Consider the following 25,664-nt stretch of genomic DNA (forward strand, 5'->3'; position numbering starts at 1 on the left):
ATTGACATACAAACAATTGAAAAATATGCACAGCAAGGATTAGCGAGGTTAAAATATTTAGATGAAGCAGGGTTCTCTCTCTGGAGTTCCGTTAGCTATACTTATGTAAAAAAAGGAAAGCAAAAAGAAATAAAGCAAACCAAACGTAGAGGTAGAAGATTAAATATTATAGGAATTTTTGAAAAAGATGTAAGTTTTGAATATGGATTAGTCTTAGGAAGTATTAAAAGTGATATTTATATAAAAATTATGGATTGGCAAGCCGAGAAACCGAAAGAGGATTTTGAGAAATCGGGAATAATTACAATAATTGTTCAGGATAATTATACGGTTCACAAAAGTAAAAAAGTTAAAGAAAAAGAAAAAGAGTGGCAAACAAAAGGATTAGAATTCTTTTTTCTTTCTTCTTATAGTCCAGAACTGAATAAAATTGAACCCGAATGGCATCAATTAAAAACTCATGAATTAGCGGCAAGAATGTTTGAGGATGAATACGAGTTAGCACAGGCAGTTATCCGAGGGATTGAAGCAAGAGCCGCTAAAACAATTATGTCTGTCAAAGATTTAAATTTAATTAAACTCAAACTTAGTCCAAAAGTAGAGTAAGAAAATTATGCAACGTTGTTCGTTTAATTATGCCCACCTACTTATTTACAGTTTTTTAATGATAAGGGAGAACAAGCTGAGGATGGTTGTTGGGTAGCTCGGTATCAAGTACGGCAAAAAGATAAGATTTATTGGTATTATAAGCTACAAGCTGATAAACCTATTTTTGAGCAAAAAAACGGTCAATCTATGAGTAAATACCAACATTTTGGGAAAGCTGGCACAATTGCCTATGTTGATGCTGTTATGGGAGTCCTGAGAAGAACCATCGTCATCGAGTTACAGTCTACCATTAGTTCTTTAAAAAGCTGTTTAGTTGACATTGTATATGATGGAGAACAAGAAAGTAGATAGCTTGCTTTTTAATTCGCGATTTATTATCGCGAATTATGTTTTACTTTTACAAAAATGGGATGCTCCCTTATCTTACGGTCACGTAAAGAATAACTTTCTGTGAAAACTTCTAATACCTTAATAGATGCACCTTTTTTAATCCGACTTATAAAGTGGATTTCTTGAGCAATTAATTGAAGCCAAAAAGAGAAATGATAAAAGCCTCTATCTAACAGTAATAAAGTTGAAGGTGTTACTAAACCTAATAAATTTTCTTCAAATTTTGTATCATTAGTTTTCGGATTATCTTTAAACCAAATTTCTACAGGAAGCCGGGTCATTAAATCAATAACTACCCCAATTTTCCCGGCTAATTGTCCCTTGGCAACATCTTCAAGACTTTTTAGTTTTTTAAATAAAGCTTCTAGAGTTGAACCATCTGCTATCCAAATTTTTTCAAATCTAGTTAAAGTGAATTGAACACTTTCTGGGAGTGGCCGTCTATTTCTACTGTGCCATTTTTCCTTTAATAATGGTAGTATTTCTTTAAAAACTTTTTCAAACAATTCAGCCGGAAAAGTTAAAAATCTTTTTGATAAGGCTTGCTGAGAAACTTGTAAACAGTCACACCATAAAAAACCTTCCCTAGCTAATATTCTTGTTAATTCCCTAACTCCTGCTACGTCTCTCCACAACATCGTTAGTACAGCCGCCACCATCAGAGGAAGTGTCAATATTCTGTCTCGTAAACCTAATTGACGACAATATTTTTTCTGTTTTTCCAATGCTGGAGTTAATAAAGCTGATATTTGTGCTGCAATCGCCTCATCTTCAATCATGGGGCGTTGTTGTCGTTTAGCATGGTCACGGTTCGTTTTTCGACTCATTGGAAGCTAATCATAGTCTCTTTTTTCTTATTTTAGAACAAAGTTCGTTTTTCCTTTCCCTTCCGCCCCCAATCACCTAAAAAGTTTCCTTGACATTTGTTTAATTCTCTTAAGTTGTCACAAATGACTTGAGCGGCTCAATTTTAATACAAAAGAACTAAATCCTAAGTTGTTCTGGAGTTTTGCACCGGGATCTAGTCTAAACTCCAGTAATGATAGCAAGCACAACAACTTTTTCACCCAAATCACGCCAAAAATTGATCGCTACACTTTACAAATTAGTTCCAGAGCAATTAGAGCAATTAATATTGATTTTAAATCCTCCTGCTGGCATTATTCCTCCTTTACCAGCTTCACAAGGAACTAGAGCATCAGCAGTTGTTAGTTGGGCAGAATCACCATCTGGGCGAGGACTTCTTCAGGTGCAGGAAGCTCTTGAAATTATTTTAGAGATAAATTTTGAAGATTTAGAATAAAGCATATTTAATTAAATTGATCCGTCTAATACAACTAAAATAACAATAGCGATCGCAACTCTTTGCCATTGAGCGTGTTGAATAAAATCTTACTAAAAATACAGAGATTAGTAAGTGCAGCACTTGGCGGGACGTTTAGTCGCTGTTCTTACAGATGTTAAATCCGTTGGCTGCGAGTGAAAGTTCTGGCTGCTGTAGCAGATTTGAACGAGATCTAAGAGGATTAATAGTAATATTTATATATTAACAGGCAAAATCTCCACAGAAAATTATAGTTTAACTCGTTTGTATTTTAAATTAGTGTTTCATCTTCTAGTGTTATATGACCTTTTGACAGGATTACTGCACCTAGCATTTTTTCAGTCATATCCTGATGTGAACACTTATATAAATGTATTAAATCATTTTTTGCTAGTTCCTTTAAATATACTTTAACTTTATATAAATCTATTCCAAGCTCGTCAGAAAGGTGGGTGTCCCATATTTCCCGCTTCTCTTCGCTAATTCTTTTTAACAATTTCTTTTTATCTTGTGTTTTTTGGAAATTTATAACGGAAATGTCTTTAATTGATGAATCAGATGACTGTTGATAGTTACTGTATGAATTTAAATTAATAATTTCATTTAAAAACTGCTGCACCTCTGCTAATCCACATCCCCCTGGTCCCGAAGCCCAATTAAGTAACGCTGATACCCTTTGCCCCTGCGATGCCGGCAAGGGCGGTATTAACCCTGCTGGTGGCGATAAAGTAAAAATGATCATTTCCAACTGCTCAGGCGCGATCGCATTTAGAGTTTTAATTAACTTCAAACGCTCTGATCGAGTCAGTGTCATTTACCCACTCCTGTATTTGAAGAGGTTCCTTGGGCTAGTTGCTGCTCTTTTTGTTTGAGAGCGAGTGCGATCGCATTTCTGACAAACTCCTGCCAGTCCTCATCGAGCGACTTTAACTGCATCATCATCTCATCACTGACCCGAAGCGTAAATCTAGAGTTAAGGGGAGTAGGATGACATAATTTGTACTGATATTGCTTTAAAGAAGGGTTTCCTCCGGGTCTTGGCATAATAACTGAACAGGGTTTTATACTCTATTCCTGTTATAGCCTGTGACTTCCTATTCGTCACGGAGATCGTTAAAATTCTTCAGATTTGTTTTAAGGAGCGGGGGCAACACTCATGTCTGTTATGGATGCGGATAGAAAAAACTTCTCTTCATTAATCGAAAAAGAATTTTACAGCAGCCTTCCTAACCTAACTGCTCGGACTCTGCCATCCCGCCCAATTCATGCAAAAAATCGGACTAAAAGAGTAAACAATTAGTATTTGAGTTCGATTGTAGGATATTTTAGCGGCTTGCCAAGCTAAGTTGATGGCTTACCCAAGGGCGCAACCACCCTGGTTATACTAGCCTAGAGGTCAGAGATTGTCTAGCTATTTTTATCGCCCTCTCAAACGTTGGATAAAGCTCTTGAGTTCCTTCTACTGAGCCATCTGAGTTTAATATGCGGAATTGATAGCCGTATGAGGGTGTATGAAACACCATCAAAATTTTTTGCTCAATACTCAAGACTTCACAAACCTTGAATTTAGGTGCTGTCATTGAAATATCCGTCTCATCGCTCGATACTATTATTATTCCCGATTTCTGGCGCAAAATTCGAGCAGGTATTCCCTACTCGGATAGTAGTGATTCCCGTGCCCTCCGCGCCACATAAGATATCTATTACATTTTTGGATTTTTACGCCCCCAGAGAACGCGATCGGCCCGGGTTCGCTCACAATTTTAAACCTCCACAAACTGTATTTGAGAATCGAGTTGAACTCTAATACTTAATCTCTATCACTTTTACCGAAGCTTTTAATTTCCTCAACTGAGTTTGTTGGCATTTTTTTTAATTCTCCCTACAATAGAACCAGAGCAATAACTTATACCTACCCAGTACCCGTTATAATGTCAACAAACTCGCCATGAACTCCAACTCCGCCGTCCTTCGAATCTCTTCTCAAATCGCTTCTCTTGAAGCTTCAGGCGAAATAGCCGAAGCAAACACTTGGATCAGTCGCTTTATCGTCTATAAGCCAAGCGGGAAGAAGTACATCTATTACCGGTTGATGAGGGCGGTTCGGGACAAGGAGGGAAAAATCAAGCGTAAGTTTGTCAGGTATTTGGGTAAGAAGAATAGCAGCGAACACAAACAGATGAAGAAGGCGATCGCCCGTCGCAACCGCATCCAGGCTCTACAACGCCAACTCAAGCGGTTGATGGCTCAAGGGCAGCCTCAAAGGGAGCGGGGGAATAGAGGGAGTTCTGGGGTTAATAGTCCACTAACCACTTCTGACAGAATGTTACTGGTTCAGCTACAGCAGCAACTAGGGGAGTTGATGCAGAGATTTGAGCGGCTGGAACGGTTTGTCGGGGGGAGGCAAAATTCTTCTGCCGCAACCGTTTAAAGTTTATTTCCTATACCTTCTTGAGTGGAGCGGGTAGAAAAGAAATAAAAAATATTACTTACACATTACAAACTACTCGGAAGCCTATAAAAGCCGTTTGGACTCCTGTGCCGCCACCTACTCGAAAAGCACTCCGGCAATCCCAAGGTGGGTCAGAATATGAGCCGCCTCGTAATACCCGATAGTTATTATGCTGAACATTTGAACCACGTCCCCAAGCACTACCATCAGTGGGCACTCCTTGATAATCTTCGTGATAGACATCCAGACACCACTCTGATACGTTTCCGTGTAGGTCATATAAACCAAAAGCATTGGGAGGAAAGTTATCTACTTTTGTAGTTCGAGCGCGGGCAGGTTGTGGCAATTCATCCGCGTAAGTACTATAAGAATTATAATTAGCCAACTCAAACGTCAAAGTTTCACCTAAATAAAAAGGAGTTGTTGTTCCACCTCGACAAGCATATTCCCATTGGGCTTCCGTGGGAAGATTAAAATTTAATTTAGTTAAAGTTGATAATTTTGCACAAAATTCTAAAGCTTCATACCAAGACACTACTGTAACAGGAAAAGAATCTCCTCTATCTCGATGAAATGATGGGTTATTTCCCATTACTGCGTACCATTGGGCTTGAGTAACGGGATATTTTCCCATGTAAAAGGGTGGCACTGATACCCGATGCCGAGGCTTTTCTTTAAGATCATTTCCCATCTCTTCTGACGGCGAACCCATCATAAATTCTCCGCCAGGAATAGCCATCATTTCTAAAAAAGGCTTACCACTTGAAGTAATTCTAAAGGATTTAGAAGAAGCGACTTTTCTTCGAGTTTCTTCTCCTTTTAAATTAACTGTGATCACCTCAAGATTTTGGCTTAATAGTTTTGTCCCAGAGGGCGGAGGTGGGTAAGATGGAGAGGAATTAATAACTGACTTTAAACTTTTATCTTCTTGAGTAAATATAGTTGAAGAATTGTTGCGTTTTAAAGCAGCTAAAAAAGAAAAACCACCAAGACTTATCCATCCACATAACGTCATAAATTGTTTGCGGTTAAAATTTTTCTTCATTTGAGTTAGGTGTTAAAGGCTCAGTTATAGTATTCCCAATTTGACGGTTTTTATTTCACTCTTCTGTTGCCTGATTTTTTGATTAAATCTATCTAAACTATTAATCATGAGTATAGACTTTTATAATTAATAATTTTAAGAGTTCCAGTTTTTCCAGAGTAAAGGAATCGGATCTCTATCTGATTCTAAAGCTTCTAACGGTAGTAATTCCTCAGTAATCAATTTATGATTATTGAGCATACCAGTAAATTCGGGTTCTACTATAGCTCGTATTTTTATCCCTGCTAATCTCCAGGGGACAGATTTTTGATTAATAAAATTTATTTCAGAAAATCCTTCTTCTGGAGTTATATCAATAATAACTCCATTACAAAATATTTGCCAATGATTATTATAGGCTCGATTTTCACGGGCTTGCTGTTTCTGTTGCCGGCTTCCTATAGGATACCAGATGCCACTAATACTTTGCACATATTTACTCCATTTTATTTTCAAGCTTGTGTCTTTATGTTCAGCTTTAAATTTTCTGATGATTGCGGCTGCTCCCCTGGCCGTTGAATCGGTAGCATCAAACTTAACATAAATAGTTGTTAAATTATTCCCTGTGCTGTATCTAGCCCCAATAGCGCAAACTTTTTTAGCTATCTTCCTGAGTAATTTTTTGAGAATTATCTCAGAAGGGATAATGTGCGGCATTTCAACTTTTGTGTTGTTGAGCAAAGGCTTGTAATAATCAATAAAATATTTTTCGGCTAAGTCTAAATCTTTTTGGCTCCAAACTTTCCAAATTATTTTTACTGGATACTTTTGATGGATCTGTTCTAGCTGATATTTACGGTGGTGATTTTTCCATCTTTTTTGTAAGTTATCAGCTTTCCCAATATAATGAATAATATTTTTAGAATCTAGAACAAAATAAATAGCTGGACAAGTCGGCAGCAAATTGAGCGTAGATAACTCCACAAAAGGTAAATCGGATAAATTAACTTCCCACATTTTTTCCTCCTTCTCCTTTTATCTTTCACAGCCTATCCCATCCCCATCACTGTCAAAATGATGAGGATCTGGTGGGATAACCCTAAATCTTCGTTGCGAAATTTGCCCACAATCGAGATCGGGTGGTGCTGGTGGAATACAGACATCGGGATAAGATGGGTCGCACTTCTTGTTATTGTTAGCAGTTGATTGGGTATTAGTAGAAGGTCTTTTACCAGCGCGGAAATCCCAAGGCATTACGGGATTGTTTTGATTCCAAAATCCTAAGCGCTTCTTTTTAGCATTAGCTTCAGCAGCCAAGAATTGATTTTTTGTGGCCGCACAACCATTTAAATATTGTGGGTAAACAACGGCTTTCCCTTCGGCAACCAGAGTTAAATTAACTGATTTATTATTGAGGTAAATTTCTGCTACTGTTCTCCCATAGCGATCTGTGTCAATGCGCCGTAAGTTAACAGTTTTACCTTTTGGCAATAGCTGTTGTAATCTATCTCTAGCTTGCTGCCCGTAAGGATTTTGGCCGATTTCTGGACTGTCCACACATCCTAATCTAACAGTAATACTTTGTCCTCGTTGGTTAACTCTTAATGTATCGCCGTCACCTACACTCACCACTGTAGCTGTTGGTAGATTTTGGGCGGAGGTGGGAATACTGGCACTCAATACAACTAGCAAAATACTTGTGACCAATTTAATCATTAAAATATTAATTTTAGCTATTACTATTTCAGTATTCCCCGACTTGCCTTTAAAAATCACATTTAACCATTATTTTCAAAGTTTTTTAAAGCGATCCAATTTTTAGCAGCCTCTCTTGCCCCCCCTGCTGTGTAATAAATTTCTTCACGCCGCTCTACTGAACCATCTTCAGCTACAACCCCGAACTGGTAGCATTTAGAGTTGGTGTAAAACACCAATGTCATTACACCACAGTAGATCAAGACCTCTTCAAGACGAAAACCGGGCTCAAAAGGGTTGTTGACTTCATGATTTGGCTGCATCATTACCGTCCTTAAAATCGAGTTCATCAATAATATTCCCACAATAACGGTTTTGGACACCATTGCCGTCTATTGCTCGGTTTTAGGTCAAGCTACCTTAACCAGTACGAGTTGCTAGAAATTTAATCAACAAAGCTTCATTGTCTATAACAAAAGCGACAAACGCTACGTCTATTACTGAGCAATAAAAGCAGTGAGATTAAGCGTATTGCGCGTGTTTATATCCCGTCCGTTGGCACTAAAATAAGAGCCAGAGTTAACATCGGGATAGCTGTTGGTAGAAGGAGGATTCCAAAAGAGCCAAGAAGCATCATTTTCATCCCAAGTTCGACCACTAATATTAATTGTTAAGTCCTCTACTAAGAACAAATTATCAGTTGGGTCAATAACTACATTTTCTGGATATCCCGATGGATAATTACCAATCTCTCCTGAATAAGGAGCATCATTATAGCTAAATGTTCCACTTCCGATTTTTGCCCCTGTTTCATCAAAGAAATTTAAATTCCAAGAAACCGTTGCCGCTTCTGCGGGTTGAGCGTTAAACCCCGTTAAGGTTAAAATAACTCCAGTCGCCGTCAAAGCGAGTTTTGAGTATGTATTGTTTTTCATGAGGTTGAGCTTAAAGATTTAACTTCTATTAAATGTTTTAACCGTCAAAAGGCAACCTTCAAAAGTAAGATTTATCTCGAAGCAACTTTTTAGCGGCAGTAGGATTTATAAATGCTGTGCTTGCTACCCTTTCCAAGTTTTTCCTAGCCCAAAAGCTTATTATCTCAAAGCGAGATCGCCCCTAATATTTCTCCATCTTGCCCGGAGCCGCCCCTTTAAAAAGCTTGCCAAAGCTAACATTAAGCCTGGTTTGTTCCCACGCCAGCAATTGTAACTTGAGTTCTCTACATTATTTCAACGGAATCAGAACTTATTTGGGATTCCGACAAGGCTACTCAATCTACTGCTATTTTTACTAACTTGACGTTGAGTTTTCTATCGCCTAGAGATGCCTATTTTAATTTTTCTTTACCTTTGTTGTTGCAATGCTCCAAACATTTGTACGGCTTGGGCAAATTCAGCATTCCGTTCCATTAAAGCCATGTGTCCGCCGGGTTTGAGGACAAAAAACTCCGCATTGGGGATATCCATACTGATGCGACGATTGGCACTCTTGAGGGTAGAAATATCGGATTGACCAGCAATAACCAACACGGGAAGCTCAATATTGGGCAAAGTTTGAGTTTCATTAAAATTTAACATCGCTATTACCCCTCTTGCCAATATCTTAGGCGATGCGAGTAACCCTAAGCGGGTTGAAAAATCAAGTTGTCCTCGCGTTTCGTGTCCGGTGAATCCTGATAGTTCTGTGGTTAGATACATCATACCGTTGAGATAACTTAAAGCACTCATCAACCAAAACAAAGGTGATAGAGCGATCACTATATAGAGTAATGGTTCAATTAATGGCTTTTGCAGTCGTTTGAGAATTGGATTGAAAATAGCGGTTTTTAGCGGATTGGTGTAGGTTGTATCGAGCAAAATCAAGCCGGCGACTCGTTGTTTTAAATTTTCTCGAAACAAACGACAGAAACTCAAAATAATCATACCCCCCATACTATGACCGAGCAGAATAGCCGGACGATTTTGAGCTAAACCCAACACGGCTTCAAGGTCACGAGCATATTTCTCGATGGAATAGTCACGATTTTTAGGGGGAGTTGATTTACCCAATCCGGGTAAATCCCAAACGATGAGGCGATATTGATTAGCAAGTTGTTTCTTGAGGTAGTACCAGACCGTACTATTGGGTCCCCAACCATGAGTCAAAATTAGAGGAGGAGCATCGGGTGAGCCGTAAAATTCTACCTGAATTTCACTACCATCGGGACGTAGAATTCGTTGAGTCGCGCTGCTGCGGTGCATTTTCGGTTCATCGACACCCCTGCGCCGTAATAGAAGAGTAATCGGCAAAAATCCTAGAAATGACCAAACGATAGCAGTCCAACTCAAAATTAACCAGAGACGGTTAATTAATTCTCCCTCGTACCACTCATGAAGTATATAAATGCTACCACCAAGTAAAACCAACGAGAGTAACCCCGTAAGCCACCGCAACACAAAATCAAGGGGCATGAACATTTTGCCACTTCCTAAACGAGAAAATCCCGATAATTAATCATTAATTATTTTAAAAATAAAAATTTAACGGCGATTTCACACCTCTCAAAGGATAGAAAAAAGGCTGTTGTCGCTGCTACTATTGATAACGCCAACTGTAAGCTGTTTGTCCCTTGCGATCGTACAGGACGCTTATGCTCACCTCAGATCTTGCACCTGTGTTTAATGGTATTGGTGAGGGTAGGGTGTGGCGTGTTGAGTTGAGTTGTTTAGATACTTCTCCAATTCGTTCTATTATTCCCATGTTGGGCAGGGCATTAGTGTGACTTTAACGATCACTTTGCCAAAAAAGCACTGATATACTTTACAAATCAGGGACTACTATTTATGTACTACCCTCAAACGTCGAAAACTCGTGCCTGACATTTTTCCGTAGAAAATATTTATTGGATAACAAGCAAGCGATCGCCTAAAATCGTGCTGCGCGATAGTTACCTTTTATGGCTCAAAAAACGGTTTTCTAAATTCTTGTTCTTAAAAAACTTTAAACCCCTTTTGTGTAAGGCTTTAAGCTAGTTAACCCTCTCTTGTTGTCAATCATATCTTTGCTAAAATAAACCATATATGAATCTCAAAAGGGGCTGTTTTTAGAAAATTTTTTCTCGCATGAAAACAGAAAGAACTTATGGCACAGTTATCGTTGACTTTTGAGAGTTAGAGCAATCATAGCCGAGGTCACTCAATTGCGGCAGTGGCGCAAACCCTATGACTTCGTTCTGTTGGGCAAAGTTATGGTTGACGAATTTGGCCTTTTTATCGTGGAAGTCTAAATTAGCACCTCATGGATTAATTAATAATTTCTCCTTTGTTGTTGGCCAACTTTTCACGCCATTTTTGAAGTTCATCAGGTGTTGGTCTGTCCCAATCTGTTACTTCCCCAACGATTTTTAATGGTGCTTCGGAGCGATATGAGCGTGTCGGATTGCCCGGAAATTTTCGGTTTGTAACATTCGGGTCATTTTCAAACTCCCCTGTCGGTTCGACGATATAAACCCGTTCACGTCCATCGCTTTTAGCTAATGCAGCAGCTAGTCCCGCTCCATTAACAATACCTGTAAAATAAATGTGATTCATTTTGAGTCCAGATTTGTAATTAGAACTGCCTCCGGCTCTCAGTAAATCGCCAACCGACAAATTGGCTTTCGTCCCATGATAAAAAGGGCCCGATTCAGAAGGTTTATCGTCAAACGAAGTTGCTAATTCATAATTGTTTTTTGCTCGATCTGGGTCGTTTAAGTCCTCATAGCATTTAGCCATGTTTGAATATAGAGAAGGAAAAGCACTCTTAACCGTGTCGTCATTGATTTTTAAGGCAAAATGCAAGGCCGTTTCCAGCCATTTTAATCGATCCCAAACATTTTTTTGATGTCGGGCTACATGATAAGCTGCCATAAATTTTTCCAAGTCATCGATCGCTTCGTTCCAGGCTTGAAGAAATAGTTGACTGGCTTGTTCAGGTTGGCCTTTTTCTTCGATGTCCATACCTTGAAGACAAAGTTTAACAACATTGTTGTTTGGGTTGAATTCCATAATGATTTTGTCTCCTAATTATCTTAATATCTATTTAATTGCTTGTCCTTAGACCCTATTCTAGACAATTACTAGACAGTAAGTGGCGATGGGGTATTCTTTTTTCTTTCCGGTTGTTTTTCTCAGTAGGATAAATAGAATTCTTCCATTTTTTAGGTTTATTTTTCTATACCATTGCCCATTTTAATCGATTAAGGAGAGCTATTGGTTTGATTGTCCTCATCCTTTAAAAAAAAGCTTTGGATGATGCTCCCGAAACTCCACGTAACACCAGCAACCAAAAGAATAAACATTAATGGGGCAAGTCCGGCGAAGGGAGCTAAAATAAAACTTATAAGTAAACTTACTATTAAAATTCTCGACAAAGTATTATTCATCAGCGATTTTTTCTTTACCTATTTGGTTCTGGTCATTAATGTCTATTGTAGAAGCGATCGCCTGTAAGATTTTATCTTCTTCTGGAGAGATATTATCTTTCAGGAGGGCAATTTGCCGGCACTGAGCCAATAAAGCTAAAGCAAAATCTGGGTTAATTTGCTCTAATAAAATGTCTAAAGGTTGAGGCGATTGAATATTAGCCTCAATGGTTTTAATTGACTCAGGCTCTAACTTGAGTTCTTCAAGTTCAGGTAGAATATCAGACCAGTTTTTATTGGGGTAACTTGCCCGGATCTGATAAATTAATATCTGATCCATAATCGCCTGTTGGCCGAGCGCTACATCGAGATAATCTTCACTTTGTTTTTGCAGTGATTTTAAAGTTTCCGTAGTCGGTTCTTCGGTTAGTTCTTTTTCTTTAGCCTCATAAAAACGGCAGGCAGTGTACCCTAAAGTGTAGAGCATGGTGGCATTGGTACTCGCCCCGATCATCGCCCCGGCTAAGGGGATATTTCTCATGAAACCCAAACCCGCTTTAAGCGCATTCCTTCCCCCCAGGGCTAGACCAAAAATGGCTAGAACCTCTCCCTGTCTGGCCTGATCTTGTAGCTCCTGGTCATAAGCCGCAGCAATTTGATAGATCATTTCCGTCTGTAAGGCGTTAGTTGCGGCAAAGTCTACCGCCAACAGTGCAGCCGCAGAACCCGGCAAAATACTACTGACAAATCCTATCCCACTTGCTTGTGTAGCCTTTGAGAGTATGATTCGATGAGCGATCTCAAAGGACGATTCATGATTGTACTTGGCTTTGAGCCGTTTAACCTCATCAGAGGCTTTAATTAAATCCACAGAACTGCTCATTCCCACCAGCCAATCTAACTTAAAAACTCCTGCTAGTTTTTGCACGAAGGGATTTTTAACCAAAGGAAGATTACCTATAGCCGTCATCGCCCGTCCCGCCTCTGAGGTAGCTTGCTCGATCAACTGATAGGTCTTAGAAGCCGCTTTTTCCCCAACCGAGTGAGTCCTCTTAACAACTTCTGCACCGGCATTATGAATAAAGGAAGTTACAAATGCGGCTTTATGCCGAGAATTCCCTATTGAAGAATTAAGAGCGCGATCGATTTTTGGGTCAGATGAAGAGGGGGAATGATCTTTACTCATTTTTATTGGGAGCGAGTTCAACTAACGAATCTTTTAAAATTAAAAGAACTTTATTTTTTGATTATGATTTATTTAAACTCAATTCACTTCAACCCTTTGAGGCATTGTTGAAATAGCGGGATCATCCAGGGGTTAGAGATTAGATTTATTAAGTTTTATGACAAATCGAGTCAAGGCTTGACAAAATCCCAAAATTCATTTAACTTAGCTGAATAGAACACGCAGTCCCTTTAACCAGTAAGTTATCAAAAAGTTAAGCGGAGCGTGCCGTCAAGAAATTATTCAGACCTGGCAAAGGCTAAACAAAGTTTTTCGTTAACTCAATAAAAGATCCTCTTCAACTAAGAGATCTGTTCTTCGGCTCAATTCGAGTCAACCCGATAAAGCGCAACATCATAAAAAGGAAATCAGCCATTATGGATAATTTACGTCACATAGCTCAAGGCTTGCAAGCCGGAGATCAAATTAATCAAGCCGTAACTGGTATTATCGTTGATAAAAGCGTTTTAATGTTCAAAAACGCCTTAAACACTGATTTTAACACCGTTTTAGAATCCAGGCTTACCGAAGCGGTATCCAACGTCCTCACTGAACACGCGGAAAGTTCCCAACAATTTGCCCAACAATTTTTACTGCAAACAAAGACAAAACTAGCCGGACATTTGGTACAAAGCCAGCAAAGTCACCCAATTGCATCGATCCCGAAAGCGATCGCATTTGATGAACTAGAAAACTTTGATGTCTCCCTAGATGCTGAGGTAGCCCGTATCGCTAATGAAGCGGGAACGCTAACTATTGATGTAAACCCAGAGAGTCTCATAGGATTCTAAATGCAATTGCTTTGATCTCATCGGGGGCAATTGCCCCTAATGTCCCATCAGATAAAGAAAGGAGAAAAAAATGTACACACAGCAACAAATTTTAGAAATCGCGCAGCTTCCAGAAACTTGTTTTCGCTACAGATGCCACATCGACAACCTAATTAACTTTTATAAGTGGGCAAAAAATCAATGGACGGCCACAGCCGTTAAAGAATTTAGTACAGAGCATAACTTAAACTTGAGGAAAAATAGCGATCTGCGGAGCAGATCCGCGTAGCGGTGCGGGCCAGACTTGGCTGGCTGATGGCCCAGGAGTATGTCAAATGCCTTCCCCCGGCCCAAGCCGAACCCTCGGCTGAACCTAAAAACTCCCAACAGCCTGAGCGGGAGCAACAGTTGCAACAGGATCACAAACGAGAAGCGCAAGTCGTTAAGGTTCTGGCCACGGCAATCGCATACCTTCCACCAGTACCGCCGACTAATGGACTCGAACAAACGCCGCCTTACTGTATTTTAGGGAAGCCTATTTATTTTGACGAATTAGTGCGTAACTATAAAATCTTAGCGCAGAAATGGCATCCGGATTTATGCTCTCATCGAGAAGCTAAAGATCGTTTTCAGTTAGTCACAGCGATTTTTAAAGAACTCCGTGACGGGTGGTTCAAAAAATACTCACCGCTTATAGCAGCTTGTACTATTGGTAGCGAAAACCTTAAAAGGGCAAGAAATAAAACATTTCCTTTTACGGCTGAAAGTTTTTGGGAGTAAAATTAAGGAAGCTTAAAATATTACGTTCCCTAACCATGCCCAGTAAGAAAATCCGCGTCAACGAATATACTGTTAAATCTCATTATCGCACGATTCATACAAGAGTTTTTCATTTAATCTGTAGTTATTGTCACGACGATGTGCAAAGAGAAACTTACGCTACAGTTTGCCCGAAATATGGCAATCAGTGTAATGGAGTTGCTGGCAAATGTAAAAGATGTGAAAAGAAAAGTTAAAGTTTTTTTTTCAAAGAACAGGAATTTTAACCGATGTGCTATTTTCTTAAATTATCCCTCGGTAAAATTTGAGAAGTGAAGAGTTTTCACTCAAGTCACAACAAGCTAAATGACTTTTTTAATCGAGACATTTAAATTAATGAAGCCAGAACTAATGAGAGAGTAAAATTTAATAGCCAGTTCATTTTACTCTCTCATTTTATCGACAAAAATCCCATGAGTAACTCAAAAAAAATTGGCTCATGAACTCGAAAATAAACTACAATAAAACTGATTCAATTAATAATACATGATGGAAGCTGTAGCACCACCAAATAATGAACCAACTACTGAGGCTCAACCAACCACATCAATCCAATATTCAGCATTTGGTTATGTCCTGGGGCATTTGGAACTAGATCCCCAATCTCCCAAGATGGGAAAACTGTTATTGGCTGATGGGACGAGTTTATCTGTTTACCTGTTTCATCAAAAAAAACTAGACCAAATCTCATTAGATAAACTTTACGCCTGGCGAATTTACTTTCGCACTGACAGGCAACAAAACTTAAGCGGACTAAAACTCGGGTTCTTCTAAACTTATTATGCTAAACTATCAGCTAAGTGCCAAAATAATAAAGCTCTTTTTTGATAGTTATCGAAATTTTTAAAGCCAAATCCGCAACGCTTTAAAACCTTTAATCTATTATTAATTCCTTCGACTACGCCATTAGTTGTTTTACGCTCAAAATAACCAACTATTTCTGCAAACCAATTTTTCATAGTTCGGACAGTTTTTGGAAAATATTTTTGAGCTTTGAGCATCCATTCTGCCAGATTTAAAGTTCCTTCCCCCAAATTTTGACTTTTTTCAAAAATATAGGTAAACTCTTCTTTTAAATTGTGCATTATTTCTATAAGAGGAGAAGCTTCTTTCATTTGATACAACTTTATTTTTTGTTTATCTTTTAACTTGCTCTCTCTTTTTAGTAAGACATATTTTCCTCCTTTTATGGCTGCAAATATCTGCTTTCGCTGCTCAATCTCTAAAGATTCAGCCGTTTTTTTTTGGTCGCGGAATGCGACCCCCCGCTTGCGACCTGGAACTTGTTCCAGGTCGGTCGGGGGGTCAATTCGACCTTGATTTAGTTCTTCATGTAATAGTTTCGTCAGGTGAAATCTATCTGCTGTTACCACAGCATTAGGACAGACTTTTTTGATTATATTTTTATACATTTTACACAAATCTATACTAACTTCTTCTATCTGTTCTAAAATTTCATTTCCCCAATTCTTTAAATAATTTTCTAAAATTTTAGCTTTTCTATCTTTAATCAAACCTATTAATTTTCCTTTTTCTAAATCAACTAAAACAACAACAAACTTTCCTTGCCCTTTAACTAAACTGATTTCATCAATTCCTAGCCTTTTTAAAGATTTTAAATTTATTGGCAAAACTTCTTGACTAATTTGATTAATCATTGATTAAACTTCTGCTTCGGTTAAATTATTTCTTTGAGCTACACTTAAAAGGTCGCTATTAACAACTTGTTCAGTAATAAATTTTGCGTATCTCTGAGTATATTTTTTTCGAGAGCCAACAAATTCTAACTGTTCACTAAAAGGTTTCTGACAATTATTACATTTAAACTGTCGTCGATTTACTTTTAAAATAATTTCTTTTTCTCCCCAAGGTATATCTTTAACTAAAAAATAATGGTTTTGATGAAGGCGGTGACTTATTTTACAACAATTAGGACAACGGGCTGCTTTATATTGAAGCTCTACCTCTAAAATCAAAGTATTTTCACAAGTTTTTTTATCTTTAACTAAAACTCCTGGTAAATCAAGAATTTTGGTAAGTTGCCGTTTCATTTGATTTATATTTCAAGTATATTTACTAACAGTTTAGCATAATAAGTCTAGAAGAACCGGAATAGGAACTAACTCAACTACTGTTACTGACTCAGCAGCTACAGCAACACAAGTTACAGCCACAGATCCTACATCAGTCACTACATCAACCACTACAGCCGAGACAAATTCACAGACAGGAGTAATTATGATCAATGGCAAAACACCAGAGGTAACAATTAAATTTAGCGAAAGGCCCCAATTACCCGAAACAGGGAAAAAAATAACGTTACAGATCACGGGAGATAATGGAGTTGTAGTAAGAGCCGAAGTAGACCGCAAAAAACTTCAGAAAAACGTTGAGAAAATGGACTCCTACTCAGCATGGACAGCCGCTTTGTCCGGCAAGATAGTTAAAATTGATGCTGATGGAATCATCGAGCTAGAAGGTGCTGGAATTAATGTATTCGAGAAGAAAACGAAGGGTGAGGCAGATCCGGGTGATGGAAGAACAAAGGATTCTGAAAGTTAATACATAAGAGTAATTAATAGTAAGTAAGGTGCGTTCAAAACAATCTTCCTCAGTTCCGTTGATTGGCTCTGAGCAAGATTGTAGAGAGAAACTTGAATATAAACCAGTCTCGATATTAAGTTGTGCCGACTGGGGTCTTTAAGTATATTTTCTGGCTTGAATTTAACAGATTATCCGCTTTCGGTCAGTGATATAAATCATTTTCAACCCAGGATTCTCCTCACTGACAAAAAAAAACAATTGACTAGCATTCTCTTTTAGGATGGAAAATTTGAAAGTTTTATTGGAGAAAAATAGTCCAATTAAAGCTAAAATTAATATTTATCGCTCATTAAGGAGGCCAAAAAGTGAGTCAACCTATACGGGGGTGTCAAGTGCTTGCCGTGTTGCTTCTCACTTCAGTGTTGGTAGGATTTCCGTTAAAAATTAAGGCTTCTTCGCTTGTTAATTTTAATCAAATCGAGGGAGCTTTAAAATCGGGAAAATTTGAACAAGCTAATCAAGAAACGTTAAAAGCTGTTTTATCGATGGAAGAAACGGCTAACAAAGAGGGTCAATTTCCCTGTAATGATTTGCAGACCCTGGAACAGCTTTGGCAAAAATATACACAAGGGGTTTACGGATTTAAAGCTCAAGCCGAAATTTGGGACAGAGTTAACCAACAAGAAAAGGAAAAAAATCAACAACAACAATATTGGATAGGAGATGTAGTAAATCGTTTTTGTCAAGAATTAGGATGGATCAGTTGTGGAGTTGTCTATGGAGAAATCAACTTCAAGCTATCAGCGCAAAAAGGTTACTTGCCAACAACAATATTATCCTTGGCCGACAATGGCTACAATCAACAAGGAAATTGGAAATCCAATCAAGAAACTTTTAGCTCTGATGATTGGCTATTTTTAGAACTCAATCCGGGCATGGTTGAATCTTTAGCCGGAGTGATGGAAGATTTTTACCAACAAGTTCAGCAGTGTAAGCTTTAAAAGCTCATTTTTAATTACAAAGTCATTCGGAAAAGCAGACGTATAGAATAACATTATCCTACATTTGAATCGCGGCCAAAATTTTGATGATGAAAAAAAACAGATTTATGGGAGGGACTCGTAAAGTGGTGGGCTACGATAGTAGTTACATCGAGTCTGATATCAATCGGGTTACTGATTGAGCGAAAGTCCGCTTCATCGTAAAAGTGTTGGGGTACTTTACTGGAAAACAGATTTAAGGGCAATGCGCCCATAGGATAATGTTATTCTATGCACGAACCTCATGACTGACTTTTAGCACCGAGGACAAACTGAACTTAACTAATGGGAAACAAATTTGAGGGCAGTGCGCTCATAGGATAATGTTATTCTATGGGACAGCCTCCGGGCCGGTTTGACTTAACCATGCAACAGCTACGTTTGGCAATCCTTTCCAATGCCGGTGGGAGTGGGAAAACAACTTTAACCACTCACTTGACTTATCTATTAGCTAAAGCTCGATACTCAGTAGTCACGATCGATCTTGACCCACAAGGGTCAATTAATCTTTTCTGTGGGCTGGAGCGGCCAACTTCAGAACGGACTATTTCTAAAGTTCTCTGTGACGACAAGTTTAACGGACGATGGCCTCTGGTCAAGTTATGGGAAGATCAAGTAAAAAATGCTTATGCAATTCAAGGAGATCTAGGACTGGTAAAAAGTATAAATGAACTGGTCTTACATGATCGAGGCGCATATTTATTAAGCGATCGCTTATCCGATTATCCTTTAGAGCAGGATGTGGTCATATTTGATTGTCCCGCCACGTTGGGACCACTAACCACAATTGCAATTACCTCTGCCACCCATATAATTATTCCCATACAAGTCGAGCCGAAATCTACCTGTGGAGCTTCAAGATTATTTGAATGGCTTTATGAAAGATTTACTACTCTTAGGCTTAAACCTCAACCTAAAATATTAGGTATTGTTCCGCTTCAGTATGATTTGAACACAGCAATTCATCGCAACCTATTGAAGCAGTTACCACCGATGTTAGAGCCATTGGGAATACCCTGTTTCAATCCTATCCGCTATTCAAAAGAATTTAAAAACGCTAGTGCGATGGGATTACCACTACATCTTTATAAAGGTAAACATCCAGCTTGCCAAGATTTTAATGAAGTTCTCAAAACTTTAAAAGCTGAACTCGTCGAGGAGCAACAACAACTATGGGCCGCCGGATAGGAGATAATATAATTTCATCTCAATTTGCTGATGTATCTTTACATCAACAGCTTAATCAAGCTAACCAAACAATTGAAGAATTGACGGCTGAAATTGAGCGCTTAAGAGGACTAGAAGATAAAAAAGCTTTTGAGAACAAGGTGGTCGAACTTCGTTCCTCACTTTTACCTCAAGGAATACAGAAAATCCCTTTATCTCAAATAGAGTTCAATCCCTCTCAATCACGTCAAACCTTCAGCCAAGAAAGTATTCGCTTATTAGCTTGCTCCCTTCTTGAACATGGACAACAACAACCCATCTTAGTTTTTCAAAAAAGCTTCAATTCATATTTGTTATTTGAAGGAGAGCGCAGATGTAGGGCAGCACGATCAATTGATTGGGCAACGATTGATGGAATTATTATACCGAAAAAAGAATCTGTTTGTTTAGAAAAACCCGAAACTTTACGCCGTTATTCGATTTTAATCAATCATCATCGAGAAAACCTAAATCCTTTAGATTTAGCTGAAGCGTTAATTAAAGACATCTCGGAAACCTACGGAATTGATGCTCAAGAAATTCCGAGATTACTAAATGCTCTCATGGCTCGATTAACTCGGAAAAAGTTAGTTGACGAATTAACGAATTTAACTTTTTTAGATAAAGAGCAACAAGAGGAAAAATTAAAACAACTAGAAGCACAAGATATTATTAAGGAATCTGAGGGAATAATCGCCAGGTTTTTACTTTCATTACAACTTAATCCAGCGTCAATAAAAGCTAATGTTTTTCCAGCTTTAAAATTTCATGAGGATTTAAAAATAGCAATTCGCACCCAAGGCTTAGGGGGACATCATGCTAAAGTGTTACAGCAAATTTCAGCCGAAAAATTAGGCTTAACTGACCAAGAAGCGCAAAAAATTCGTTCTTCTATCATTTCTGAAGTGATCGAGCAACGCCTATCGGTTGCTGCTACGAGGCAACGAGTAGCTCAGGTAATTTCTTCGGTGGGAGAATCAAACAAATCTCAAAAACAAGAACCTGGGGCAGTAATGCTCGAAACTCTGGAAAAAATTCAAGTTAATGAAATCTCACCCAACAATTTAAAAGCCTTGGAAACTTTGTTAAAGCAAAAGCTTAAAGAAATTAAAACGATTCTCAAGCCAAGCTAAAAAACGCCGATCGGGTTTAAGCGTTTATCAAAAGTCAAAGCCATCGAACATAAATGAGAGGCGGTAGGGCGATCGCCCGTGATGGCGGCTTCTTCATGTAGTCCTGAGTTTAGGTTTAGCGCACCGGATTTTGGGTTTAGTTTTCTTTGACTGGCTAATTTTAGCCAGATCCCAAAAATCGGTAATTCACTGCTTTAAATCTCCTTCTAATATCAAACTTATCGGAAAGCTCATCTGAGAAATTAAATCAGGATCTGAGTCAACAAGTTCAACGATCGCCCTAGTGCGATGTTGTCCGTCAATAATACCGACACGAGTGCAGTTAGGAATAAAAACCATGTAGAAATCCTCCCAAATCCTCTGATACTCAACAGCCGCAGGATCTACATTCGCTGTAAGGGTTCCTAAAATCCATTTTTTGCCGGCTTGTGCCCGTTCTCTAATGTAGTTTTTGATATCTTCAACGCGCTTTTTATTGATTGGGCGTTTTTTAGGGACTTTCTGGCTATTACTGTTTTTATTCTCCTCTTCCCATCTCACGAGAGCCGGGATTTCAGTTGCGTGAACATTGATTTGCAGCATTAAACGACCGCCGTGTTTCGCGCCAATAGCCAGAAAAATCTTGCCTTGGTTATATCGCTCAAGCATTAGTGGTTGAACATAAATATTGAGCGCAGACGCAAGCCCAGGCGGAACTAGAGCCGCATTCCCTTCTAAAAAGTCAAATTTTTGGGTTATTGGATTTAACATAAAGCTTTAATTCTCCTTTGGCAATATTTTTAACTGAGCCGTTCGGGGTTGCGATCGCCAACAAAAGGCGATCATCGCAGTTGTATGGTTAATAGCTCTGTTACCGTTCTCAAGTGGAAGCCGCTACCTCGCCTCGAATAAGATTTGAGAGCGAGCGCTCCGCGCCACGAAGGGATCGCCGTGTACGCTGCTTTGGCGAGGAATGATGAGTTTTTGTTTTTGCGCCTGGGACAATCTTTAATGCCGGGTTAGGGGTTGTTTTAAAATCTGTAATCGCTTGTGTAACGGATTGGGTGATTATAGAAATGGTAGCTGATATAAGGTAATTTTGTTGCCAATGAGCCAGGGGATTAACTTGAAATGTTTTAACTCGGCACTGGCTTTTACATTAATGTAACACCTGCGCTATTATCTGTCAATATCAAAGGTAAATTTAACATTCTTAATAAAAAATTTATCGCTTTAATTTTTTCTCATCCTTAAGATATATTTTATTGATTAATTAATCAGAATTATTTATCATTTTTATCCCTGCGATCAGATATATTTGCGTTTAAACTATTGACGCATCCTTGCAAGATTGATATTATAAAGACATGAAATAAATCGCTACACCGCTACAAAGATTTATAAGGATTTAAGACAATGCAAATACCTAACTGTTCCTTCTTCGTTCAGAAAACCATCTGCCCCCACTACGATGTAGAAATCTTTATTTTAGAAGTTGATGACGCTCAAGAGTATCAATATTGGGCATCAGATTTAACCCCAGAAGATTACCGACTGCTAGATGAATACGCAACGGCTCATCAACAGTATTTCAACCACTAATCAATCAAGAGAGAGTGCCTTGAATAATGACACTCTCTTCAGAGAAAAGCTATCTATGGAGATTTAACAATGCAATTATACCAACTAGACTTAAGCAATATCAAGGCAATCGGACACGACGGAAACGCACCTTTAGGCAAGCTACAGGTCATGATTTCCAAACCCGATGGAACGTTGGAAATCAAAGACGTACCCGCCCCACCGCAAGCATTAGAAGGAATTAAATTAATAGCACAGTTGGCAGCAGGGCAACAAATAACTGTTGAGCCAACTCCCGCTTTAACCGATGCTGAACTATTGAAAAATATAACCATGATTCCTACAGATACATTGCGCTGTGGAGGTAGCTCGAATATTGAAGCTATCGGTTATGAATCATCTCTTAGAGTGTTACAGGTTGAGTTTAAGAATGGGTCAATATATCGTTACTTTGATGTCCCGTTTGTCAAATTTGCTCAATTGATTAAATCCGATTCAGTTGGACAATATTTTAACAGAGAAATTAAATCTGATTATCGCTACGAAAAAGTTGCTTAAAAACTTGGACTGGAGGAGATTTTTAACTATCTCCTCTACCGAATTACCGTTCATTTTAATACGATTATTCAATAAGGAGATAATTAAATGACTAATTCTTTTGTTACCCAACTTTTAGAGCAGCTTGGGGGCTATCCTCGTCTTAAAGCTTTCATTGGAGCTTATGACTTTGTATATTCAGAACAAACATTAACGTTTAAATTTAAGGGGTCTTCGTGCTTTAATTGCTGTACAATTTCTTTGAATTCTTTAGACCTTTATGATCTCAGCTTTCAAAAAATCATCCGCCGCCAAGGGATACCCGAATTAGTCCAAGAGGCTACGGTTGAAGTAAAAAATGTTTATTGTGACCAACTCGTTCCTATTTTCACTGAATACACGGGTTTGTATTTATTTTTTACCACCGAACAAGAAGCGGCACATTTAGCAAGATTTTCTTAAGCACCGTCAAAACATATTAACGGGTTGGGTATGTGCTACTCACCCTGTCCCCTCACCTGAAAAATTGATAGAAAATTATGGACAGATTTAAAACACTTTTAACCGAACGAACCTCAGATTATGATATCTGGATAGGTCTAGATACACAACCGGTATTTAGTAACAACAATTATCTCGTTGAAGCTTTCTTAAAATTGACAGGAGGCATTCATCATTTAGTAAGACGTTACGAAAAAAAACCATCCATTAAGCAAATTTTAAGCGACGCTAAAAAAGCTATTTTTAGTAAGCGTCCCTATACTCCAGGACAAGCTTGCGATGGTTCTATTACAACTTCTGTATTGGCACTGTTTAAGAATTTCTGCGATTATTTCAGTTTAAACCCAACTAAATTATATCAACAAGCTTATCCAACGGACGAACCTATATCTATTGACCAATACAAACAAGTTGTAGAATTTGCCCAATGGCAAGGCGGTGTAGAATATCCTACGACTTGGGATAAAACTGCGATTTTTGGACTTATTGAAAGTTTGAGAGAAATTAATTACCATTCCTTAAATGAGTTGGTGATCGAATATTTAGACAACGGGAGTTTTTGGAGTTGATTTATTTCTAACTATTCTGGCAAAAATGAAAAGAACTAAAGCCAAAAGATATTTAGCTTTTCTGTTCAAATTTTATTTGAAGCCGGTTAAAATCTTAGTTAAAAAGAAGTAGATTTTTCTCTACAACGACTTCTTAAATTTTTTCAAAACTTAATCTTTTTCTTTCACTCAAATCGCTACAAAAGGGAGTAAATATTATGTCAACTCGTGCCACCTACGCATTTATAACCGAAGACTATACCAGGGCAAACGCATCTAAATCTGAGATCCCTGATGGGGTCAAGATTCCCTGATTTCAGTACAAATGCTCCGTGAGTGCTAAACCCTTTATCCCGGCTACTTTTAAAAAATTAGATGCGTTTGCCCTGAAGACTATACCGTGACTTTTTATATTCATTCGGATGGATACTTAGAAGGAGCAGCACATTACTTTTTACAGATGCTTCTTTTAGATCATCAAAGAGGTTCATTAGCCGATAAATTTTTAAGGGCTAATCCCGAAGCGGAAATAACCGGTTGCCATGATAGTCATGGTGATACGGAATACCGCTACACAGTTAATTGTGAGCAAAAAGTTTTTCTTTTAGCCGAATCGGTTGACGGGGAAGACCATGAAGAAAAAGCCATCACTACTACAATTTATCAAGGAAATTTGGCTGGCTTTATTAATCCCTATTATCCTTATAACTTGCTCATGCAAGTAATAGATGATACTCCCTATCAATGTTTGCTCGAAAGCTTAATTAAATCCTTAGAATCGATTCAAACCCTCTTGAGTAAAAAAGAGCTAGGACAACTTACTTATCCGGCCAAACAGGCGTTGGCGATAGCTCAAAAAATGATGAGTGTTAATAAAAATTTTGGTTGGGAGTCCTCTTGGAGCCAAAAAGTTATCTTTCCTATAGAAACATTGATTCAAGAAGGGATGGATTATTTGCACAGCCGGACAGATTATCTTCAGATAGCACTCTTATTCACATTACTTGAGGGCATTTTTGGTGAAGTGCGTTTTCATCTGACACAAATTAAACCTATCTTCGAGAGGGAAACCTAAAAAGAAATCGAAGCTATAGGGGAAGTAACAATTATTTCCCCCGACTTCAATTTTAAGATCAGTAAATTTCTTTAAAGAAAAATGAAAAACAAATTATATCCACAGCAAACCGAAGTTTATCAATTCCTGGTTGAATACATCGATAAATATCAGCATTCTCCAAGTCGCCAAGAAATAGCACAAAAACTTGAAAAGCACGTTTCCACCATCAAAGAACATTTGAGGATTCTCAAGCTCAAAGGGTATATCGATTGGGAACAAGGCGGAAAAAGAAATATTATCATTGTTGGACAATCCCCACCCAAATGCCCTCCTATTCCTAATGATTTTTGGAAAGATGTTGATGAGAAAGACTATTCTTTATATTTTTTTATTAGGAACTATATAGCTGAACACCAACAATCGCCAACTATTAAAGAATTAATGGAAGGATTAAAAATTAAATCGAGCAATACTGTACAAAAGCAATTACGGCGGCTGAAAAAAAGCGGCTACATTGATTGGCTTGATAATAAACGGCGTTCTATTACAGTTTTAAAATAAATAGAATTTGGACGAATTCATTACACTTTTATTTTCGACGCAGAGGAGAATTAAGTTATGACGACAACAGACGCAGTTTTCAAACAATTATTGATTCAGGCAGCAGCCGAAAAACAATTACTTCCTTTCACCGAAAAGTTAGCGACGATGCTGGCTCTTAAAATAAAAACTGAGATGCCCCATTTAACTGATGTAGAATGTGGGGAAAACGCCAAACAAATTCTATTAGAGTTATTAAAAGAAATTAAATAAGAAAACCGTTAAAGAGCATTTTGACACCCTTGTGTT

34 protein-coding genes and 2 pseudogenes are annotated in these 25,664 nt (G+C 38.2%); 22 read left to right on the plus strand and 14 right to left on the minus strand.

All coding sequences use genetic code 11. The annotated features are described in order from the left end of the window. Nucleotides 1-15 precede the first annotated feature (15 nt). Together CYAN7822_RS32235 and CYAN7822_RS39915 are read left to right on the plus strand one after the other, a co-directional pair. On the plus strand, nt 16-606 hold the full coding sequence (locus CYAN7822_RS32235; RefSeq protein ID WP_245602852.1) for an IS630 family transposase: 591 nt from the start codon (nt 16-18) through the stop codon (nt 604-606). A gap of 189 nt (nt 607-795) precedes the next feature. Continuing rightward, entirely contained in the window at nt 796-960 is a 165-nt protein-coding gene (locus CYAN7822_RS39915) for a hypothetical protein (protein ID WP_245602844.1), read from the plus strand. Nucleotides 961-1,025: 65 nt separating this feature from the next. Here the strand turns inward: CYAN7822_RS39915 and CYAN7822_RS32245 are convergent. After that, nucleotides 1,026-1,778: pseudogene (locus CYAN7822_RS32245) on the minus strand (transposase); the annotation flags it as partial. Nucleotides 1,779-2,038: 260 nt separating this feature from the next. Here CYAN7822_RS32245 and CYAN7822_RS32250 point away from each other — a divergent pair. Continuing rightward, nucleotides 2,039-2,302 carry a hypothetical protein gene (locus tag CYAN7822_RS32250; protein WP_013335084.1) on the plus strand — a complete coding sequence of 88 codons (264 nt, stop codon included), beginning with the start codon at nt 2,039-2,041 and terminating at the stop codon, nt 2,300-2,302. A gap of 292 nt (nt 2,303-2,594) precedes the next feature. Here CYAN7822_RS32250 and CYAN7822_RS39265 read toward each other — a convergent pair whose 3' ends face one another. Together CYAN7822_RS39265 and CYAN7822_RS32260 are read right to left on the minus strand one after the other, a co-directional pair. After that, nucleotides 2,595-3,137 carry a hypothetical protein gene (locus CYAN7822_RS39265; protein WP_013335085.1) on the minus strand — a complete coding sequence of 181 codons (543 nt, stop codon included), beginning with the start codon at nt 3,135-3,137 and terminating at the stop codon, nt 2,595-2,597. Then, on the minus strand, nt 3,134-3,367 hold the full coding sequence (locus CYAN7822_RS32260; protein ID WP_013335086.1) for a hypothetical protein: 234 nt from the start codon (nt 3,365-3,367) through the stop codon (nt 3,134-3,136). Before CYAN7822_RS32260 ends, CYAN7822_RS39265 begins: the two co-directional genes overlap by 4 nt. A 516-nt stretch (nt 3,368-3,883) precedes the next feature. On the opposite strand from CYAN7822_RS32260, the gene CYAN7822_RS40290 reads away from it, so the two are divergent. Then, complete coding sequence (locus tag CYAN7822_RS40290; protein ID WP_280990564.1) at nt 3,884-4,018, plus strand: hypothetical protein; 135 nt, start codon at nt 3,884-3,886, stop codon at nt 4,016-4,018. 253 nt (nt 4,019-4,271) lie between these two features. Further along, nucleotides 4,272-4,754, plus strand: coding sequence for a hypothetical protein (locus CYAN7822_RS32265; protein ID WP_013335088.1), 483 nt, complete (start codon nt 4,272-4,274; stop codon nt 4,752-4,754). 58 nt (nt 4,755-4,812) lie between these two features. On the opposite strand, the gene CYAN7822_RS32270 is transcribed toward CYAN7822_RS32265, so the two are convergent. The 6 genes from CYAN7822_RS32270 to CYAN7822_RS32295 form a co-directional block, all read right to left on the minus strand. Continuing rightward, nucleotides 4,813-5,820 (minus strand): formylglycine-generating enzyme family protein, encoded by a 1,008-nt coding sequence (locus tag CYAN7822_RS32270; protein WP_013335089.1) that lies wholly within the window; start codon nt 5,818-5,820, stop codon nt 4,813-4,815. A gap of 135 nt (nt 5,821-5,955) precedes the next feature. Next, a complete protein-coding gene (locus tag CYAN7822_RS32275) occupies nt 5,956-6,816 on the minus strand; it encodes a GIY-YIG nuclease family protein (RefSeq protein WP_013335090.1) in 861 nt (286 codons plus the stop codon). A gap of 18 nt (nt 6,817-6,834) precedes the next feature. Next, nucleotides 6,835-7,515 carry a thermonuclease family protein gene (locus CYAN7822_RS32280; protein WP_041934365.1) on the minus strand — a complete coding sequence of 227 codons (681 nt, stop codon included), beginning with the start codon at nt 7,513-7,515 and terminating at the stop codon, nt 6,835-6,837. A 62-nt stretch (nt 7,516-7,577) separates the two neighbouring features. Further along, on the minus strand, nt 7,578-7,880 hold the full coding sequence (locus tag CYAN7822_RS32285) for a hypothetical protein (protein WP_041934285.1): 303 nt from the start codon (nt 7,878-7,880) through the stop codon (nt 7,578-7,580). A gap of 111 nt (nt 7,881-7,991) precedes the next feature. Continuing rightward, a complete protein-coding gene (locus CYAN7822_RS32290) occupies nt 7,992-8,429 on the minus strand; it encodes a hypothetical protein (RefSeq protein WP_013335093.1) in 438 nt (145 codons plus the stop codon). 408 nt (nt 8,430-8,837) lie between these two features. After that, entirely contained in the window at nt 8,838-9,944 is a 1,107-nt protein-coding gene (locus tag CYAN7822_RS32295) for an alpha/beta fold hydrolase (RefSeq protein ID WP_041934366.1), read from the minus strand. A gap of 179 nt (nt 9,945-10,123) precedes the next feature. On the opposite strand from CYAN7822_RS32295, the gene CYAN7822_RS40295 reads away from it, so the two are divergent. Further along, nucleotides 10,124-10,255: a hypothetical protein gene (locus CYAN7822_RS40295; RefSeq protein ID WP_013335095.1), complete on the plus strand. Its 132-nt coding sequence runs from the start codon at nt 10,124-10,126 to the stop codon at nt 10,253-10,255. A gap of 520 nt (nt 10,256-10,775) precedes the next feature. On the opposite strand, the gene arr is transcribed toward CYAN7822_RS40295, so the two are convergent. Both arr and CYAN7822_RS32310 read right to left on the minus strand, forming a co-directional pair. Then, complete coding sequence (gene arr, locus CYAN7822_RS40635; RefSeq protein ID WP_063820764.1) at nt 10,776-11,246, minus strand: NAD(+)--rifampin ADP-ribosyltransferase; 471 nt, start codon at nt 11,244-11,246, stop codon at nt 10,776-10,778. A gap of 642 nt (nt 11,247-11,888) precedes the next feature. Next, nucleotides 11,889-13,061: a YcjF family protein gene (locus CYAN7822_RS32310; protein ID WP_013335097.1), complete on the minus strand. Its 1,173-nt coding sequence runs from the start codon at nt 13,059-13,061 to the stop codon at nt 11,889-11,891. Between the two features lie 416 nt (nt 13,062-13,477). Between CYAN7822_RS32310 and CYAN7822_RS32315 the strand changes: the two genes are divergently transcribed. The 5 genes from CYAN7822_RS32315 to CYAN7822_RS32325 all read left to right on the plus strand — a co-directional run bounded on the left by CYAN7822_RS32315 (nt 13,478) and on the right by CYAN7822_RS32325 (nt 15,463). Next, nucleotides 13,478-13,891 (plus strand): hypothetical protein, encoded by a 414-nt coding sequence (locus CYAN7822_RS32315; RefSeq protein WP_013335098.1) that lies wholly within the window; start codon nt 13,478-13,480, stop codon nt 13,889-13,891. 70 nt (nt 13,892-13,961) lie between these two features. Continuing rightward, entirely contained in the window at nt 13,962-14,159 is a 198-nt protein-coding gene (locus CYAN7822_RS39920; protein WP_049802827.1) for a hypothetical protein, read from the plus strand. 2 nt (nt 14,160-14,161) lie between these two features. Then, on the plus strand, nt 14,162-14,650 hold the full coding sequence (locus CYAN7822_RS32320) for a J domain-containing protein (protein WP_049802829.1): 489 nt from the start codon (nt 14,162-14,164) through the stop codon (nt 14,648-14,650). A 35-nt stretch (nt 14,651-14,685) separates the two neighbouring features. Beyond that, a complete protein-coding gene (locus CYAN7822_RS36430; RefSeq protein WP_013335099.1) occupies nt 14,686-14,886 on the plus strand; it encodes a hypothetical protein in 201 nt (66 codons plus the stop codon). 289 nt (nt 14,887-15,175) lie between these two features. Continuing rightward, complete coding sequence (locus CYAN7822_RS32325; protein WP_013335100.1) at nt 15,176-15,463, plus strand: hypothetical protein; 288 nt, start codon at nt 15,176-15,178, stop codon at nt 15,461-15,463. A 5-nt stretch (nt 15,464-15,468) separates the two neighbouring features. On the opposite strand, the pseudogene CYAN7822_RS32330 reads toward CYAN7822_RS32325, so the two are convergent. Next, nucleotides 15,469-16,740, minus strand: a pseudogene (locus tag CYAN7822_RS32330) (ISL3 family transposase). Nucleotides 16,741-16,773: 33 nt separating this feature from the next. Further along, nucleotides 16,774-16,935, minus strand: a complete 162-nt coding sequence (locus CYAN7822_RS38290) for a hypothetical protein (protein ID WP_157872046.1) — start codon at nt 16,933-16,935, stop codon at nt 16,774-16,776. On the opposite strand from CYAN7822_RS38290, the gene CYAN7822_RS32335 reads away from it, so the two are divergent. From CYAN7822_RS32335 to CYAN7822_RS32350, 4 genes are all read left to right on the plus strand, one after another. After that, complete coding sequence (locus CYAN7822_RS32335; protein WP_049802830.1) at nt 16,928-17,251, plus strand: hypothetical protein; 324 nt, start codon at nt 16,928-16,930, stop codon at nt 17,249-17,251. The two genes, CYAN7822_RS38290 and CYAN7822_RS32335, sit on opposite strands and share 8 nt — an antisense overlap. Nucleotides 17,252-17,598: 347 nt before the next feature. Further along, nucleotides 17,599-18,234, plus strand: a complete 636-nt coding sequence (locus CYAN7822_RS32340; RefSeq protein WP_013335101.1) for a GUN4 domain-containing protein — start codon at nt 17,599-17,601, stop codon at nt 18,232-18,234. Nucleotides 18,235-18,606: 372 nt separating this feature from the next. Continuing rightward, nucleotides 18,607-19,461 (plus strand): ParA family protein, encoded by an 855-nt coding sequence (locus CYAN7822_RS32345; RefSeq protein WP_013335102.1) that lies wholly within the window; start codon nt 18,607-18,609, stop codon nt 19,459-19,461. Continuing rightward, nucleotides 19,446-20,612 carry a ParB/RepB/Spo0J family partition protein gene (locus tag CYAN7822_RS32350; RefSeq protein ID WP_013335103.1) on the plus strand — a complete coding sequence of 389 codons (1,167 nt, stop codon included), beginning with the start codon at nt 19,446-19,448 and terminating at the stop codon, nt 20,610-20,612. The genes CYAN7822_RS32345 and CYAN7822_RS32350 overlap by 16 nt, the downstream gene beginning before the upstream one ends. Before the next feature lie 186 nt (nt 20,613-20,798). Here the strand turns inward: CYAN7822_RS32350 and CYAN7822_RS32355 are convergent, their stop codons facing one another. After that, complete coding sequence (locus CYAN7822_RS32355) at nt 20,799-21,362, minus strand: DNA sulfur modification protein DndB (RefSeq protein ID WP_013335104.1); 564 nt, start codon at nt 21,360-21,362, stop codon at nt 20,799-20,801. Nucleotides 21,363-22,007: 645 nt separating this feature from the next. Between CYAN7822_RS32355 and CYAN7822_RS37145 the strand changes: the two genes are divergently transcribed. From CYAN7822_RS37145 to CYAN7822_RS32385, 7 genes are all read left to right on the plus strand, one after another. Beyond that, nucleotides 22,008-22,193, plus strand: coding sequence for a hypothetical protein (locus tag CYAN7822_RS37145; protein ID WP_013335105.1), 186 nt, complete (start codon nt 22,008-22,010; stop codon nt 22,191-22,193). 69 nt (nt 22,194-22,262) lie between these two features. Next, nucleotides 22,263-22,730 (plus strand): KTSC domain-containing protein, encoded by a 468-nt coding sequence (locus tag CYAN7822_RS32360; protein WP_013335106.1) that lies wholly within the window; start codon nt 22,263-22,265, stop codon nt 22,728-22,730. Between the two features lie 87 nt (nt 22,731-22,817). After that, nucleotides 22,818-23,171, plus strand: coding sequence for a hypothetical protein (locus tag CYAN7822_RS32365; RefSeq protein ID WP_013335107.1), 354 nt, complete (start codon nt 22,818-22,820; stop codon nt 23,169-23,171). A 77-nt stretch (nt 23,172-23,248) separates the two neighbouring features. After that, the gene (locus CYAN7822_RS32370) at nt 23,249-23,779 is read left to right on the plus strand and encodes a hypothetical protein (RefSeq protein WP_013335108.1); all 531 of its coding nucleotides are present in this window, start codon (nt 23,249-23,251) and stop codon (nt 23,777-23,779) included. 379 nt (nt 23,780-24,158) lie between these two features. Then, nucleotides 24,159-24,833, plus strand: coding sequence for a hypothetical protein (locus CYAN7822_RS32375; protein WP_013335109.1), 675 nt, complete (start codon nt 24,159-24,161; stop codon nt 24,831-24,833). Nucleotides 24,834-24,914: 81 nt separating this feature from the next. Then, the gene (locus CYAN7822_RS35140; RefSeq protein ID WP_013335110.1) at nt 24,915-25,376 is read left to right on the plus strand and encodes a LexA family protein; all 462 of its coding nucleotides are present in this window, start codon (nt 24,915-24,917) and stop codon (nt 25,374-25,376) included. Nucleotides 25,377-25,433: 57 nt separating this feature from the next. After that, nucleotides 25,434-25,628: a hypothetical protein gene (locus CYAN7822_RS32385; RefSeq protein ID WP_013335111.1), complete on the plus strand. Its 195-nt coding sequence runs from the start codon at nt 25,434-25,436 to the stop codon at nt 25,626-25,628. Nucleotides 25,629-25,664 lie beyond the last annotated feature (36 nt).

It is taken from the genome of Gloeothece verrucosa PCC 7822, from assembly GCF_000147335.1.
GTDB classification, from domain to species: Bacteria; Cyanobacteriota; Cyanobacteriia; order Cyanobacteriales; family Microcystaceae; genus Gloeothece; species Gloeothece verrucosa.